The sequence below is a fragment of the Pseudomonas sp. NPDC099000 genome (assembly GCF_044759925.1).
Classification (GTDB): Bacteria; Pseudomonadota; Gammaproteobacteria; order Pseudomonadales; family Pseudomonadaceae; genus Aquipseudomonas.
Genome location: NZ_JBIWAF010000034.1, coordinates 14,808 through 31,075 on the forward strand (window position 1 = coordinate 14,808; position 16,268 = coordinate 31,075).

The window sequence follows — 16,268 nt, forward strand, 5'->3', positions numbered from 1 at the left end:
TTCAAAAACGCTGCACATCTCACTTCGATTGAATAATGCTCAACCGCTCACCCACCACCATCTCGGTAATCCAGTCCACCAGAATCGAGGTATAGGCCTGTTGCGAAACCGGCTCGCTCAACGCGTGATCGGCACCGTCGATAATCCGGTGCGTCAGCGAATGCGTCTGCTGGCACGCAGCGCGGTAGCTCATGATCGTCGCGTGAGGCACAAAGTCGTCGATCTCGGACTCCACGAGCAGCACATCCCCGGTGAATTGCGAGCAGGCGTGCAAGGCGCGATTGCTGTCGGCGCGTACCAGCGTGTGGCGGTAATCGCGCAAATCAGCCTTGTCCAGTTCGCGCTTGGGCGTATGCCATTCATCGTCGCGATACAGCGCCGGCACCCGCAGCGCCAGCCAGCGCACCGGGCGCAAGGAGGTCAGAATCGAGGCCAGATAGCCGCCATAACTGGTGCCGACCACCGCAATGGCGGAGGTGTCGAGCGCCGGGTGGGCGAGCAAGCGGTCGTAGGCCGCCAGCAGGTCACGCAGGTTGTCTTCACGGGTCACCCGCGTGAGCGGAATGCCAGTGCCGCCGGTGTGCCCGCGCAAGTCGAACGTCAGGCACACACACCCCAAACCGGCGATGCCTTTGGCCCGTTCCAGGTCCCGCTCCTGGCTGCCACCCCAACCGTGCACAAACAACACGCCGGGGACTTTCGATTTGGGGCTCAGAAAAGTCCCGCTCATCTGTTCATCGTCGATGTCGATCTGAATGGTTTCGCTTCTAGCCGTCATAGGATTTGACCGTCACGTACTTGAGAAGAAAGTCACTGTTTTCCGCCGGCCCGCGATACACCTCGATGGCGTCCGCCGGCAGCGGCTGGTCGATGTAGGTTTCCACCGAAGACACGCAAATCGCGCGCATCTCGGGGTCGTTGACGAAGCTCTGCAACGCGGCCACTTCGGCACTGCTGGCACCGCCCATGCGCCAGGACTGTTCGAGCACACCGCTGCGCTGCTGGCCGTTGCTGTCCAGGCCTTGGGCGATGTCATAGTTGCGGCGCGAGGCGTAGAAACCGGGATAGGCCTCGTCCGCTGCACTGTCGAACACTTGCGCCTGCCGGATCGCCAGTTGTACATCGTCAGGCAGGTCCAGTTTCAGCAGGTCTTCGTAATACCCCTGCACCACCAACAGATTGGAACCTCCATAAACCTGCTCGCCCTGACCGTCTTCGGTCAAGTATTGATCACCGCAATAACTCAACACCTTGCCGCCGATAAAGCTCTGGCCGACGCTGTGGGTGATCACTTTGTCGAGGTCCTGCTCGAGCACCACGCCTTCACTGAACAGAGCCTTGGCATCGGGGCGAGCCAGAACGGCGTCGAACTGGTCGAGGCTTTTGATCACTTCCTGCCCACGTCCGGCGCAGGCATGAATCGGCTTGATGCGGATCGAGCCGGTGTAGAGCAAATGCTCCGCTGCCGGCCGCGCATCGTCGAGTGAGAACACGCTGAGGCCATCGAGCACGACGTTGCGCACGCGTTCGGAAAACAACGGTGACCAGCCTTGCGGGGCGTGCGCATTTTTGTTGCGCAACCCGTGGCTGATGGCTTTGGTGCAGATGAAATCGTGGTCGACGTAACCGCCCCACAGATCCTCCGGCCCCGTGACGCCCAATGCCCGTGCGGCAGCGACGCCGACCAGGGTCTGGGTCGGCAAAAGATAAAGATCCCGGCCATCGTGAAGTTCGGGGTCGTAACTGCCGCCGAACTTGAGCCCCAGGATTTGCGCCAGCCAGCGGGCCAGCGCGCGATTGGTGTCGACTTCGTGCTGGGGCGCCTCGGGGCGAACCGAGTGGGCGACCACCAGTTTCTTGCAGTTTGTTGGGGTCATGCATCCCCCTTCAATCGGCTTTTGATGAATGTAGTTGAAGGGGTGCAGAGATCAAGCCAAGGGAGGCTTGATCGAAATGTCCTTGAATTCAGTCGGTTGCAGGAATCGTAATGGCACGACGCCTGCCCGATTCTGCACGACGAGCGTTCTAGCTCCTGCATTTTGCACGACCAAGGCCCAACTACGATCCCTGTGGGAGCGAGCTTGCTCGCGATAGCAATCTGTCAGACGACATCAATGTTGAATGTTAAGGCCCAATCGCGAGCAAGCTCGCTCCCACAGAGATTTGCGGTGTTGCGCCTACCGGGTCGCGGCACCCGGCGTCACGCCAAACCTCGCCCGGTAATCACTCGGCGCCAGCCCGGTAATTTTCTTGAACGTCGCCCGGAACGCCCCCGGGTCCTGGTAGCCCACGGTCCACGCAATGTGATCGATGGTGCCGTTGGTGAATTCGAGCATTTCCCGCGCCTTGCCGACCCGCAGGTGCTGGCAGTACTCAGTGGGTTTCAACCCAGTCGCCGCGCGGAATCGGCGCAGGAACGTGCGCTCTTCCAACCCTGCCCGCTCGGCCATCGCCGTCAGCGATACATCGGTGGCCCCGGTGCTTTGCAGCCAATGCTGAACCTTGAGAATCGACGCATCGCCATGGCTGAGAATCGGTGAAAAGTTGCTCCCGCATTCACTCGCGCTGTCGCTGTGCTCCACCACCAGAAAACGCGCAGTGCCAGTGGCGATGCTCGGGCCGAGCAGACGGTCTACCAGGCGCAGACCCAGCTCGGACCAGGCCATCAGCCCGGCGGTGGTGATCAGGTCGCCGTCGTCGACAATGGGCGTATCGGCCTTGAGCTTGATCGCCGGGTAACGCTCGGCGAAGGTTTTGGCCGAGGTCCAGTGGGTGGTGGCGCTACGGCCGTCGAGCAAACCGCTTTCCGCCAGCAGGATCGAGCCCACACAGACGCCACCGAGGGTCGCGCCCTGCGCATGTTGCTGACGCATCCAGTGGATCAACGCCGGCGGTGCCTGGCCTTCGGAAAATCCGGCAATCGACGGCGGGATCAACACCGCCACCAAGGCGCGGTTGGGACCCGGATGACTGTCGTACACCCGCTCGGGCGCCTGCTCGCCATCAACTTGCCAATGGCTGACCCGCAGCAGCGGCAATTGCGCAGCCTGATGTTCAGCGGCGATCCGATTGGCCACCCCGAACAAGTCCGTCAACCCGTGCACCGCCGCCTTCTGCGCGCCGGGATAAATCAGCACGCCGATTTCGGCGATTGCCCTTTCTGCGTCCATTGTCAGTTTTCCCCCTTCTATTGTCGGTGCGGCCAATCCCCGGTCGGCCTGCCAGGGCCAATACTTCGTTCCACACCCAACACACACATTTCGAGGAAACAGTCATGGCCAAGCAAGCACTCATCGTAGTCGATATCCAAAACGACTACTTCCCCCAAGGCAAGTGGCCGCTGGTCGGCGCCGATGCCGCTGCCGACAACGCCGTCCGTCTACTCGAAGCCTTTCGTGATGCCGGTGATTCGGTGGTGCACATCCGTCACGAATTCACCTCCGAAGAAGCCCCATTCTTCACCCCGGGTTCCGAAGGCGCAAAGCTGCACCCCAAAGTCCTGAACCGCGCCGACGAGCCGGTGGTGCTCAAGCACTTCGTCAACTCGTTCCGTGAAACCGAACTCAAATCGATCCTCGACGAGCAAGGCATCAAGGAACTGGTGGTCGTCGGCAGCATGAGCCACATGTGCGTCGATGGCATCACTCGCGCCGCGGCCGATTTCGGCTACACCGTCACCGTGATCCACGACGCCTGTGCCTCACGCGACCTGGAATTCAACGGCGTCACAGTGCCCGCCGCCCACGTTCACGCCGCCTTCATGTCGGCTCTGGGTTTCGCCTATGCGAGCGTGATTTCCACTGACGAATTCCTGGCGGCCAGCCGCTAACCTCCTAACTTATTGATCAACTTCCGAAAAGGGCCCGCCGCGTTTGAGCGCTGCGGGCCCTTTTTGCTGGCCGAATAAAGTAATGCAAAAAATCTCACGCGTGAGCTATTGAGAGTGGCAAAAATTGCCTGTAGTGTTTCCCACGCGTGAGTTTTTCACATCGAGGTCAGCCCATGAAAAGCAGCTCTCCATCGAGCCCCCCAACCGGGCCCGAGACCGATCCAGCAAGCCGCAAGGGAGAGCGCGCGAAACCGTCCGCGAAAAAACCATCGAGCTTTTACATGAAGCAGATGCGCGCGGGCCTGGGTGCCGCCGGTTATGTGAAACACGAGACTTGGGTGCTTCCCGAAAACCGAAGCCTGCTCAAGCAGATGGAGAAACAGCTTCGCCAACCGATTCTGGCTGGCTCATTCATGTCGGAGAATTACATGAGCGCAGGTACAAACTGGAACATTGATCGCCTCTTCAGCGCCCTTCAAGCCCTGGACGAAGTGGTTTCGAACGACATCACGCTTTCTCTCGTTCAAGGCTCCGAATCCAGCATCAAGCTGGAAATGAACGATTTCGGTGGCTTGCCGATTTACATCGCGGTGGTGGGCGAACAGATCATCGTCGATACCGTTCTGGTCGACATCGAGTCCATCAACGACGTACCGGCCTTCAACGACGCCGTGCTGCGCAGCCGGGAAATGTTCCCGCTGTCCTCGATCGGTATCGAGTCCATGCCGAACGGGCAGATTGTCTACAACATGTTCGGCGCATTGAGCTCCGACTCCAGCCTGACGAACATCGTGACCGAGGTGAAAACCCTGGTCGATAACGTCCAGCGCGCCAGCGAAGCCTTCGAACGTTTCTTCAATTAATTATTCGGTAACAGGAAATATCCAATGACTCAGTCCATCTGGAGCAAATTGTTCACCGCGCTGCGTGGCGGTGCCACTGAAGTTGGCGAATCGATCGTCGACCAACAGGCCCTGCGCATCCTCGACCAGGAAATCCGCGATGCTGACAGCGCCCTGGCCAACGCCAAGCGTGAGCTGGTCACCATCATGGCCAAGCACAAACTGTCGGCTGATCGCGTCAGCGAGTACAACGCCAAGATCAAGGACCTGGAATCCAAGGCCCTGGCCGCGATCCAGGCCAACCGTGAAGACCTGGCCCTGGAAGTGGCCGAAGCCATTTCGACCCTGACCAACGAACTGGACGTCGAGCAGAAGCAGGCCACCGAATTCGGCGGTTACGCTGAAAACATGCGCAAAGACATCACCAAGGCTGAAAACCGTATCAAAAGCCTGCGCCAGCAAGTCGACATGGCCAAGGCCCGTGAAAGCGTACAGAAAGCCCAGGTCAGCGCTTCGATTGCCAGTGGCGGCGCCAACGGCAAGCTGGAAACCGCCGTCGGTACGCTGAACCGCCTGCAGGCCAAGCAGCAGCAACGCGCGGCTGAACTGGAAGCTCAGGACCAATTGGCCGATGCATCGACCGGTACTGACCTGGAACGCAAACTGCGCGACGCCGGCATCACGCCGAACGAAGGCAGCGCCAATGCGATTCTGGAACGCCTGAAGAAAAAATCGGCTGAGTAAGCAACCCAGGCAACACCGCAGCTTGGCATTCACTTCCCTGATGCCAAAAGCTGCGGAACCTGTGAGAGCGGGCTTGCCCGCGATGGCAGTGTGTCAGGCAACATTTAGTCGACTGACACTCCCTCTTCGCGGGCAAGTCGGACCGCCGCACCGCCGCTCCCACATGGATCGGTGCTGATTCATTGCCCTTCTTTTTTACGTCGAGGTCAAGGATGGATGCCCTGAAGGGTTTCAAGACAATCGCAGGCCTGGCGCTCTTCATGGTCGCGCTGCAACTGGTCAATGTCGCGACCGGCTACAGCCTCATGACATTCGGCCTGATCCCGAGAACCGTGCACGGCCTGCTCGGCATCATCACCTCGCCTTTTCTGCACGCTTCCTTTGCGCACCTGAGCGCGAACCTGATTGCCTTTTTGATACTGGGCACCCTGGTCATCATCGAAGGACTCAACCGGTTCATTGCGGTCAGCGCGATCATTATTCTGCTGGGCGGCGCGCTGGTCTGGCTGTTCGGTTTTGCAGGCGTACACATCGGCGCCAGCGGCTGGGTATTCGGGCTATGGGCGTACCTCCTGTCCCGCGCCTGGTTCCACAGGAGCTGGGGCAACCTGATAACGGCCGGCGTCGTGGCCCTGCTCTACGGAGGTCTGATTTTTGGCTTCCTTCCTCGTCAGGGCGTTTCCTTCGAAGGTCATCTGTTTGGGGCGCTCGCCGGATTTATTGCAGCCAAGGTACTTTTCTCCGCGCCGCGCAGCAGGTTTAATGCCGCCGGTTGAACGCACTTGCGCATTCAGACGCCGAGGCGATGAAGTCGCCAGGAACAAGTACCCACGGAGTCAGGGACGAAATGTCGATTTTCCTTTTATTGCGCATGTATGCCTCGTCCCTCTTCCACCGTTTCGGCTGGGCAGGCCTGGTCATTGCCTTGGGCGTGCACCTGCTCACGGCGTATCTGGGCCTGGTGTTACTGGGCGAACAACACCTCACCGCCCCCGCCACGTTTACTTACTTCTATCTGACCACCACACTCACCGTCGGCTATGGCGATCTCGCGCCGCAGACAGCGGCGGGACGGATTTTCGTGGCCACCTGGGTCATGCTCGGGGGCATTGCGCTGCTGACGGCAGCCATCGGCAAAACCACCAGCAGTGTCATCGATGCATGGAGAAAAGGCATGAAGGGCAAAGGCGATTTCACCGGCAAGGTCGGCCATACGGTTCTCATCGGCTGGGAAGGCGCGTCCAGCGAACGGGTCATTGAGTTGTTGCTTCAGGACGAAACCTCGAACGACAACCTGATCGTCATTTGCGATTGCACCCTCGAAGAAAACCCGATGCCGGGCAAAGCGAGCTTCATCAAAGGTGAAAGCCTGTCCTCTGTGGCGTTGTTGCTGCGCGCTGGCGTTCCGGGTGCCGAACGCGTTCTGGTACGAACCCATTCAGACGACCTGACCCTGGCCACCGTGCTGGCGGTCAATCAACTGAAGCCTGTCGGGCATGTAGTCGCCCACTTCAACGACAGTGAAGTCGCAGCGCTCGCCAGCGCCTACGCGCCCAGCCTGGAATGCACTTCCAGCATGGCCATCGAGATGTTGGTGCGCGCCTCGCAGGATCCGGGCTCGTCAGTGGTCATCAATGAACTGCTGTGCGTGGGTCAAGGCGCCACTCAATACCTGATGAAACTGCCCGAGGCCTTTGAAGCGACGTTTGGCGATCTGTACACACGGATGAAAGAACACCACAACGCCACGCTCATCGGCTATCGCGCCAAAGGCGCCCGACAACCGTCGATCAACCCGCCCGGCGCCACCCGCGTTGAGGGCGGCGAACTCTTCTACATCGCCTCCACTCGCCTCAAGGAAATCTCCAATGGGATGGTTTAAACAGTTGATGGGGCTTGAGGCCCCGAACGCAACGCCAGAGTCGAAATGGACCGCCAACGAAGCCCCGCCGCCGGCCACTGGCCCATTGGGCCTGGCATTGGGCAAGGGCGTGATGTTCGACACTTCCCTGAGATTGTTGCTCGACGGCAACACCACGGTGACGATCCCCGGCTCCCAGCAGATCTGGAGCAACGGCACCGTCGATCTCGGGCAGTCGACCTGGCTGTCGCGCTATTACATGAACGATGAAGACTACTGGCTGCAGGTGCACACCACCGGCGAAATTGCCGGGCAGGTCGAGTCGGTGATCCTGTTCAATTACCTCAGTTACATCACCATCAGCAGTGAAGCGGAGCTGCGCCGATTGGCCGGTCCGCAAAGCCTGATCGGCCTGCCGACCTACACCCATAACGGCGTCGAATACACCCGCGAATGGGGCACCGAGGATGGCCAGACAGAATTGGTAGCGCTGAGCGAACAGCTGAAAAACCCGGATGACTCCTACAGCATCGAGCACCGTTCGATGCTGTACGCCCGCGAAACCGGCCTGACCGACCGCCGGGAATTCCTCCTGTTTTCCGTCGAAGAAGACGCCGAAGGCACCATCAGCTTGAGTACGTCGCTGGGCATCTCGCTGTACACAACCGACTTGAATACGTTCTAAAAAAGGAAGACGTCCATGCTAGAAGCACTCTCCATCTCCCTGAACAAAGCCGCCGTGTTCGGCTTTGTTTCGTACATCCTCGGCGCTGCCGTTCTGTTCGCGCTGTTCCAGTTCATCTACACCCGCATCACTCCGCACAAGGAATTCGAACTGATCCGTTCGGGCAACGTGGCTGCTGCGATCGCCCTGGGCGGCGCCATCATCGGTTTCGCCATTCCGGCCAGCAACGTGATTGCCTACTCGATCAGCATTCTCGACTTCGTCGTCTGGGCGGTGATCGCCGCCCTCGTCCAACTGCTGGCGTTTCTGGTGACCAGCCTGGTGCTCAAAGGCACTTCTGAGCGCATCAAAAAAGGTGAAATCGCTGCCGGCATCTACGTGGCAGCCGTAGCCATCAGCGTCGGCATGTTGAACGCCGCGTGCATGACTCCTTCCCAGAACTGATTGCGCCCGGAGATCCCGATGAAACGAAGCAAGTACGTTCAGCTCTCGCTGGCAGCGTCGGTCGCCATGGCGATATCCGGCTGCGGGCCGACGGAAAAAACCTACGCGGTGCAGAAGAAGTACAACTTCCAGTCCGTTCAGCAGTGCGCCGATGAAAAGCTTCCGGTGGATGTCTGCTCAGACGCCTACATGACAGCCATGACCGAGCACCGCCGCATAGCGCCGGTGTACGACAGCCAGGCCGATTGCGATGCCGACTTTGTCGCCGACTGGTGCCAGCAGGATTCCGCCGGCAAGTTCATCCCCAAGCTCGGCGGTTTCGAACTGACCGCCGATGGCCAGGTGACGCAATCCCAGGTGGACGCGGCCAAGGCGCAATTACCTGCCTCGGAAACGGCGAACACTGGGGGCTCGGGCTTCTCCACCAGCAGCCTGCTGACGGGTCTGCTGATCGGCAACATGCTGAGCAGCAACCGCAACAGCTACTACTCCGAACCGGTGTATCGCCATCGCGATGATCGCGGCAGCTATTCGAACTCGACGCTCAGCCAGCGGATTGCCAAGGGCTCGACGTTTACCAAGTCCAATCAGGCAAGGTACGGCAGCAGCAACTACGCCGACTCGGTCCGCTCTTCCACAAGCAAGCCGGTTTCCGTTGCCTCGTCTACCTCCCGTGGCGGCTTCGGCAGCAAGGCCAGCGCACGCAGCGGCTGGGGCGGCGGCGGCGGATCGAGCAGTTAAGGAAACCGGGCCATGAAGAAGATCCACTGCGCAGAACGTCCTGACTGGAAGCAGACGGCCGAGAGTCTCGGCTTTATGTTCCATACCATCGACAACGAACCTTACTGGGACGAGAGCGCGTATTACCAGTTCACGCTCAAGCAGATCGAGAACGATCTCGAAGACCCGACCACCGAGATCCATGAGATGTGCCTGGACCTGGTGGCCCGCGTGGTGCAGAGCGAGGAGCTGCTGGAGCGCCTGAGCATCCCCGCGCCATTCTTCGACATGGTTCGCACCTCATGGCTCGAAGGTCACCCGCACCTGTACGGGCGCATGGACTTCTCCTACAACGGCACCGGGCCCGCCAAGTTGCTGGAACTCAACTACGACACGCCGACCAGCCTGTATGAGGCCGCGGCGTTTCAGTGGGGCTGGCTGGAGCAATGCATCGAACGCGGCTTGCTGCCCAAGCAGGCCGACCAGTTCAACAGCATCGATACCAAACTGCATCAGGCCTTCGCTCAATTGCAGCTCAAGCAGCCCTTCTACTTTGCTTCGATGAAAGACTCAGTCGAAGACAAGGGCACCACCGACTACCTGCGGCTGGTGGCGGAAAAGGTCGGCATCGAATCACGCCACATCGATATCGAAGACATCGGCCTGACCAGCGACGGACGTTTCGTCGACCTTGAAGATCGCTGGATTCCTCACCTGTTCAAGCTGCACGCCTGGGAGTTTATCTTCCACGAGCCCTTCGGTGCCGCGATTGCCCAGAGTGATACGCAGTTTTTCGAACCAGCCTGGAAATCCATCATCTCCAACAAAGGCATCCTGCCGCTGTTGTGGGAATTCAACAAAGGTCATCCGAATCTGCTTGCAGCGCACCTGGATACCGATCCGGGCAAAGAGGTGCCGAAGGGTTGGGTACGCAAGCCGTTCTTCTCGCGGGAAGGGGCCAACATCGAGCTGCAAACCGCTGATGGTCTGATCGTGAAAGAGGACGGCCCCTACACCGATGCGCCGTTTATCCTTCAGGAGTTCGCGCCGCTGCCGCAGTTTGGTGACAGCTACACGCTGATTGGCTCCTGGGTGATCGGCGATCAAGCGGCGGGGATCGGTGTACGTGAGGACAACAGCCTGATCACCAAGGATTCGAGCCGGTTCTTGCCGCATCTGATACTTGACTGACCGCTAAAAAAGGCCCGTTGGGGACATATCGCAAGACGCCCGCAAGACTTACGGCTGAAATGCCGGATAATGGCGGCCATTCGTCTAGCCGTTATTCTGGTAATCCCCCATGGAAATCAAGGTCAACTTTCTCGACAACCTTCGACTTGAAGCCAAGTTCGATGACTTCACGGTGGTGGCCGATCAACCTATCCGCTACAAGGGCGACGGCTCGGCACCGGGTCCGTTCGACTACTTCCTGGCGTCGTCGGCGTTGTGTGCGGCGTATTTCGTGAAGTTGTACTGCGACACTCGCAGTATTCCCACCGAAAACATCCGGCTGTCGCAGAACAACATTGTTGACCCGGAAAACCGCTACAACCAGATTTTCAAGATCCAGGTCGAGTTGCCGGCGGATATCTCCGACAAGGACCGCCAGGGCATCCTGCGTTCCATCGACCGTTGCACCGTGAAAAAAGTGGTGCAGGCCGGGCCTGAGTTTGTGATCGAAGAAGTGGACAACCTCGACGCCGATGCCCAGGCGTTGCTGATGCCGGCCTCCAGTTCAGAGGCGAGCACTTACATTGTCGGCAAGGATCTGCCGCTTGAGCAAACCATCGCCAATATGTCGGCCATTCTGGCGGACCTGGGCATGAAGATTGAAATCGCCTCGTGGCGCAACATCGTGCCCAACGTGTGGTCGCTGCATATCCGCGATGCACACTCGCCGATGTGCTTTACCAACGGCAAGGGTGCGACCAAGGAAGGCGCGCTCGCGTCGGCGTTGGGCGAGTTTATCGAGCGACTCAACTGCAACTTCTTCTACAACGACCAGTTCTGGGGCGAAGACATCGCCAACGCAGCGTTTGTGCATTACCCGGACGAACGCTGGTTCAAGCCTGGCCGTAAAGATGAACTGCCGACGGAAATCCTCGACGCGTACTGCCTGAAGATTTACAACCGCGACGGCGAGCTGCGTGGTTCCCATCTGATCGATACCAACTCGGGCAATGAAGAGCGCGGCATCTGCTCGCTGCCGTACGTGCGCCAGTCGGACGGCGAAGTGGTGTATTTTCCGTCCAACCTGATTGAAAACCTGTTCCTGAGCAACGGCATGAGCGCCGGTAACACGCTGGCCGAAGCCCAGGTGCAGTGCCTGTCGGAGATCTTCGAGCGCGCGGTCAAACGCGAAATCATCGAAGGTGAATTTGCATTGCCGGATGTGCCGGCCGAGGTGCTGGCTAAGTACCCCGGGATCCTGGCCGGTATTCAGGCGCTGGAAGAGCAAGGGTTCCCCGTGCTGGTGAAGGATGCGTCCTTGGGCGGTGAGTTCCCGGTGATGTGCGTCACGTTGATGAACCCGCGTACCGGCGGTGTGTTCGCCTCGTTCGGTGCGCACCCGAGTCTGGAAGTGGCGCTGGAACGCAGCCTGACCGAGTTGCTTCAGGGCCGCAGCTTCGAAGGCCTCAACGACTTGCCCCAGCCGACGTTTGAAGGTCATGCGGTGACCGAGCCGAATAACTTCGTCGAGCACTTCATCGATTCCAGCGGCGTGGTGTCGTGGCGCTTCTTCAGCTCCAAGTCCGATTACGAATTCGTGGAGTGGGACTTCTCCGGCCAGGGTGAAAACTCGAATACCGACGAAGCCGCGACCTTGTTCGGCATTCTCGAGGGCATGGGCAAAGAAGCCTATATGGCGGTGTATGAGCACATTGGCGCAACGGCCTGCCGCATCCTGGTGCCGGACTATTCGGAAATCTATCCCGTGGACGACCTGATCTGGGATAACACCAACAAAGCGCTGTTCTTCCGCGCCGATATCCTGAACCTGCATCGCCTGGACGACGACGAACTGCAAGCGCTGGCTGAGCGTCTGGTGGAAAGTGAACTGGACGACTACACCGACATCACCAGCCTGATCGGCATCGAGTTTGACGACAATACCGCGTGGGGCCAGCTGACGATCCTGGAGCTGAAGCTGCTGATTTATCTCGCCTTGCAGCAATTTGAAGAGGCGAAAGAGGCGGTGGAGATGTTCCTGCAGTACAACGACAACACCGTTGAACGTGGTTTGTTCTACCAGGCCGTCAACGCGGTGCTGGAGATGAAACTGGACGAAGACCTGGAACTGGAAGACTACGAGGCCAATTTCCGTCGGATGTTTGGTAACGAGCGGATGGATGCAGTGATCGGTTCGGTGGACGGCAGTGTGCGCTTCCATGGTTTGACGCCGACCAGCATGAAACTGGAGGGGCTCGACCGGCACCTGCGGTTGATCGAAAGCTACAAGAAGCTGCACTCGGCACGGGCCAATGTGACCAACTCATCCAGTTAACAGCGCCAACAAAAAAGCGAAGCCATATGGCTTCGCTTTTTTTGTTTACGGTTCTGAAATCAGCTGCGGATCAGAATGGTAGTCCATACCTGTCGAGCACATCGACTCAAACCAAAAAAAGAAACCTATATTTTTCAGATACTTAGGAACAAATGAAGTAGATCTGGCGTAATTGTGTAAAGTTAGCAGTCGCACGTGACATTGCCCTAGACGATACCCCCCCAGGATGGTGCCGCCTAGGCTAGCAACGCGCTGATGCTGGAACGGTGATAGCCAGACAGTTGATGTATTACTTTTTTAATATCAACTGCTCGCCCCCTAAAATAATCAAAAAACATGTTTTTTAAGCATGCTAGAACAAGAAAGTATTGATGAAATCTTCGGAGCAGGAATCAAACGCAAACCTTTCCCCACCGGAAATAGAAACTCCAGAAAACTTCTCCTTAGCAAATATTTACGAGCCCCCACCATTTTATCAATATCAGTTATTGGTAAAAAACAATTGAAAACAGTAGACATATCATTCGCTTTTGCACCTCGCGTTGCAACGCCTATAACTTCCATTGAGCTATTAAATATGGGGCCGCCACTATTCCCACTAATTAAGCCTATATCCACTATCCAAAAGAATGAATTATACAAAATACGACTCTGAATAACTTTCCCTGTATTCATGAACGGCGCCGCGCCGGGAGCATGCGACGGGAACCCAATAGCAAGTATTGGATCTAGGGGTTTAATCTTGCAAGATTTTCTATAATGCAACCCCCGAACACCTTCAAATTCCTTCCCCGGGTAAAAAATCGCCAAATCCATATCTTTATTAGCGTATATCAACTCTGCCCTCAACTCCCGAGGAACCACCTCAGTGGTTGTAAACTTAAGTTCTTTTTTCGAGTTTTTATAATCAATCAATTCCACAACGTGATAATTGGTAACTATCCCAACCCCAGAGAGCAAAAAAGCGGTACCTTGGCTAATATCGGCGTCATTGTCCACCACAAATATGGAGTCACTGAGCGAATCCTCAGCGGTTCTAGACAGTTCGACTCTTTCTTTGCCAATGGCGAGACTAAAAAAATAAGCTAACCTACGATAAATGGGATCGCTTCGTCCGCGAATCATTTGAATATAATTGAGCCTTCCCTCTATAACCTTTACAAAGAAGGTGCCCTCTTTATCCTTTACCCTATTCGATGCACGGGGGGTAAGAGTCGACTCTCTACCACTAAGTATCTCTATATATCTTTTCTCCGCGTTAGCCGCCCCATATTTCTTCAACGCATTGATCATGGAGCCGGTTAGGCGAAAATACTCTCTACTTAAATTGGGAAATTTATTTACCGTCAACCCTGTTACAACTTGCCGCTGAGTTCTATGCTGAAGCCTAGTCTTTTCAGCATTTATCGAAAAACCATTCTTTTCAACTATACTTAAAAGAATTTCCCCCGGCGCAGAAAAACCACCATCAGAATGCTGGACTATTTCTGTAGGCAATCGATGCTTTGAGCAGGTAAACGAGAAAGTAATATCATCAGCGTATCGTGTGTAATGACACTTTTTACGCGCAGCCAATGTTTGCAACTGAGTATCAAGTTTTAAAGCTATCATGTTAGAAATAATTGGCGACGTCGGCGCCCCTTGAGCCAGCCGCCCATTATAACAGCAGAGATGGGCTGCTACTGACGCGACGTTTTGTGGGGCACTAAATGGCTTCGACATAAATAAATTTCTAACACGACCAAAATGAATCGTTTCAAAAAAATCTTTAAGATCAATATTAAAAACAAAACTTTTATTCGTGTGAGGAGCCGCATTAGATTTAACACTTCTATTTGGCAGAAAACCATGCGCGGATGGTTTTGGCCTATAGACTCCTTGCAAGTAGTTCGCAAATACACGCTGCAAGCTTTTAAGCTTTTTCTTGGGTGCTCGGATTTGCCTCGGCGTCCCATTTTTTTTCTTGATACTAAAGCTTAAATAATTCGTGCCTCTTTCCGGGTAGATCAGCTTAAGCAACTGATCCTGGTCGGTCCCGAGCAGCTTCGAAAAACCTTCAATGGTATGGAAGCCAGGCGCGAAAAGCATTGCAAGGATGTTCGAAGTTTCGTCCATAAAAAAAGAGTCCGGATGCGAGGTTATTTTCTCTTCTACCCATCGAGCCAACGTCAAGATAGTTACCAGTCGCGAGGGCAAAACAGACTTTCATAGTTCCACCGCAGAGAGTCAGTGGTAAGTTAAATTACCCCCCACATCCAGACAGATTTATAATGGACCCAACCCCGCAAGGTGTCAAATTGCAGGTCTACGGAAACGTCGAGTCCCATCAACACTGCATACCGCCAACCCTCACCGTCGCCTCGATAGGCGCTTTTTTTCAACTCGACGGTGACAAAAAGTGCAAAAATTCTGCGCACCTTTCACGAGTTAATATTGAAAGCGGTTGTAGAATCGGAAAGGTCGCACCGTAGCTCACCCTTAGGCGCGGACGACCGTAGCCTAATCTTACATATTATTGAGGTAAGCAGCCAAGCCTTTACTCCTCGGCGAAACCAGTCCAAACATCTATGCCCGCCTGACTAACACCTAGCTCCTGAAGGTACTGACCAATCAATTTATATATGTGTGAGTATAATACGGGCCCAGCATCGCTGGAAAAACCAATGCAACTTCTAATAAAATCAGCCCATGAAGTATATATTATTAAATTACAACCCATATCCCGCGCACGAATTGATTCGGTGGAAAAATCGACCTGTACCTGCCGACTAGATATAGCCAAATATATAACAGTTCGAACATCAAAATTCAGGGCTTTTTCTAAAGACGACAAAACTTCTGCGGTTCCCACCGCCTTATCTTTCACCTCTATTGCTAGCGACAACCTTCTATCGTCGTTTACAGGATAATAAACCGCAATATCCAAAGGGAAATTTCTATCTGGATCGTTAATATGACCAACTTCAATATCACTTGTCGATGGATTAGCCGCAAGAAGTCCCGCTGCAACTGCCTGCGCACAACGGCCATCCTCACTATCTACCGATATTAATGAGCGTATCGCAGCCTCAAGTGTTGGAAGTACAAAATGATCTCCAGCTGCCTCACCTACGACAAAACTAGTAGAAAAGTCTTTTTTTCGAGAGAGTATAAAGCCGCGTAAAGCCGATCTGGCTTGAGCTGTAGATGTATAATGTCTGAGCCTATCTAAGCATTCCATGAGATAGGTAAACCCCGAAGCGTTTCTAACATTTCGTATTTCATCAATTCGCCCCTTACCAATGAAAGGGGTGTTATTCAAAGGGTTAGGGCCGTTCGCACCCAGATCAATTCCTAACAAGGCTCTATTTTTAGCCCACACATTGTCGGCTAATGATCTTGCTGAATATGAATTTTCGCCCCCATCGCGATCTAATAAACAGTATACATCTACCGCAGGCTCGACGGATTTCGCCAAAAGTGCCGTGCCAAGCGCAGCTATAAATGTAGAACTTTTCCTAGGCGGGCATAGGTCAGAAAGGTGATTAACCCTCGACAGCCACTCAACAGATAATTGATCAGAAACTCCAGAATCTGTATTGGCGTACTCCAAAAAAAGTACGTCCTTTGCAATGCGATGATCGATTTTAATTGTCATA

15 protein-coding genes are annotated in these 16,268 nt (G+C 55.6%); 10 read left to right on the forward strand and 5 right to left on the reverse strand.

All coding sequences use genetic code 11. The features are described 5' to 3' along the window. Positions 1-19: 19 nt before the first annotated feature. The 3 genes from ACIQV9_RS25765 to ACIQV9_RS25775 all read right to left on the reverse strand — a co-directional run bounded on the left by ACIQV9_RS25765 (position 20) and on the right by ACIQV9_RS25775 (position 3,170). Positions 20-778 carry an alpha/beta hydrolase family protein gene (locus tag ACIQV9_RS25765; protein ID WP_403107501.1) on the reverse strand — a complete coding sequence of 253 codons (759 nt, stop codon included), beginning with the start codon at positions 776-778 and terminating at the stop codon, positions 20-22. Further along, positions 768-1,877: a DUF3182 family protein gene (locus ACIQV9_RS25770; protein WP_403107502.1), complete on the reverse strand. Its 1,110-nt coding sequence runs from the start codon at positions 1,875-1,877 to the stop codon at positions 768-770. Before ACIQV9_RS25770 ends, ACIQV9_RS25765 begins: the two co-directional genes overlap by 11 nt. Before the next feature lie 300 nt (positions 1,878-2,177). After that, positions 2,178-3,170, reverse strand: coding sequence for a GlxA family transcriptional regulator (locus tag ACIQV9_RS25775; RefSeq protein ID WP_403107504.1), 993 nt, complete (start codon positions 3,168-3,170; stop codon positions 2,178-2,180). Between the two features lie 104 nt (positions 3,171-3,274). Here ACIQV9_RS25775 and ACIQV9_RS25780 point away from each other — a divergent pair, with 104 nt between their 5' ends. The 10 genes from ACIQV9_RS25780 (at position 3,275) to ACIQV9_RS25825 (ending at position 12,630) form a co-directional block, all read left to right on the forward strand. Continuing rightward, on the forward strand, positions 3,275-3,829 hold the full coding sequence (locus ACIQV9_RS25780) for a cysteine hydrolase family protein (protein WP_403107506.1): 555 nt from the start codon (positions 3,275-3,277) through the stop codon (positions 3,827-3,829). Between the two features lie 281 nt (positions 3,830-4,110). Then, positions 4,111-4,692, forward strand: coding sequence for a YjfI family protein (locus tag ACIQV9_RS25785; RefSeq protein WP_010467297.1), 582 nt, complete (start codon positions 4,111-4,113; stop codon positions 4,690-4,692). Between the two features lie 24 nt (positions 4,693-4,716). Then, a complete protein-coding gene (locus ACIQV9_RS25790) occupies positions 4,717-5,415 on the forward strand; it encodes a PspA/IM30 family protein (protein WP_109635239.1) in 699 nt (232 codons plus the stop codon). 212 nt (positions 5,416-5,627) lie between these two features. Then, on the forward strand, positions 5,628-6,191 hold the full coding sequence (locus ACIQV9_RS25795) for a rhomboid family intramembrane serine protease (RefSeq protein ID WP_403107509.1): 564 nt from the start codon (positions 5,628-5,630) through the stop codon (positions 6,189-6,191). Between the two features lie 71 nt (positions 6,192-6,262). Continuing rightward, on the forward strand, positions 6,263-7,297 hold the full coding sequence (locus tag ACIQV9_RS25800) for an ion channel (protein ID WP_403107511.1): 1,035 nt from the start codon (positions 6,263-6,265) through the stop codon (positions 7,295-7,297). Next, the gene (locus tag ACIQV9_RS25805; RefSeq protein WP_403107513.1) at positions 7,284-7,961 is read left to right on the forward strand and encodes a DUF2491 family protein; all 678 of its coding nucleotides are present in this window, start codon (positions 7,284-7,286) and stop codon (positions 7,959-7,961) included. Before ACIQV9_RS25800 ends, ACIQV9_RS25805 begins: the two co-directional genes overlap by 14 nt. 15 nt (positions 7,962-7,976) lie before the next feature. After that, positions 7,977-8,405 carry a DUF350 domain-containing protein gene (locus ACIQV9_RS25810; RefSeq protein ID WP_010467290.1) on the forward strand — a complete coding sequence of 143 codons (429 nt, stop codon included), beginning with the start codon at positions 7,977-7,979 and terminating at the stop codon, positions 8,403-8,405. Positions 8,406-8,423: 18 nt separating this feature from the next. Further along, complete coding sequence (locus tag ACIQV9_RS25815; protein ID WP_403107515.1) at positions 8,424-9,146, forward strand: DUF1190 domain-containing protein; 723 nt, start codon at positions 8,424-8,426, stop codon at positions 9,144-9,146. Positions 9,147-9,158: 12 nt separating this feature from the next. After that, entirely contained in the window at positions 9,159-10,316 is a 1,158-nt protein-coding gene (locus ACIQV9_RS25820) for a glutathionylspermidine synthase family protein (RefSeq protein WP_403107517.1), read from the forward strand. A 109-nt stretch (positions 10,317-10,425) separates the two neighbouring features. Beyond that, positions 10,426-12,630 carry an OsmC domain/YcaO domain-containing protein gene (locus ACIQV9_RS25825; RefSeq protein ID WP_403107519.1) on the forward strand — a complete coding sequence of 735 codons (2,205 nt, stop codon included), beginning with the start codon at positions 10,426-10,428 and terminating at the stop codon, positions 12,628-12,630. A gap of 327 nt (positions 12,631-12,957) precedes the next feature. On the opposite strand, the gene ACIQV9_RS25830 is transcribed toward ACIQV9_RS25825, so the two are convergent. Then, entirely contained in the window at positions 12,958-14,745 is a 1,788-nt protein-coding gene (locus ACIQV9_RS25830) for a reverse transcriptase domain-containing protein (RefSeq protein WP_403107521.1), read from the reverse strand. A 421-nt stretch (positions 14,746-15,166) separates the two neighbouring features. Then, the gene (locus tag ACIQV9_RS25835) at positions 15,167-16,267 is read right to left on the reverse strand and encodes a restriction endonuclease, SacI family (RefSeq protein WP_403107523.1); all 1,101 of its coding nucleotides are present in this window, start codon (positions 16,265-16,267) and stop codon (positions 15,167-15,169) included. Position 16,268: the final 1 nt, after the last annotated feature.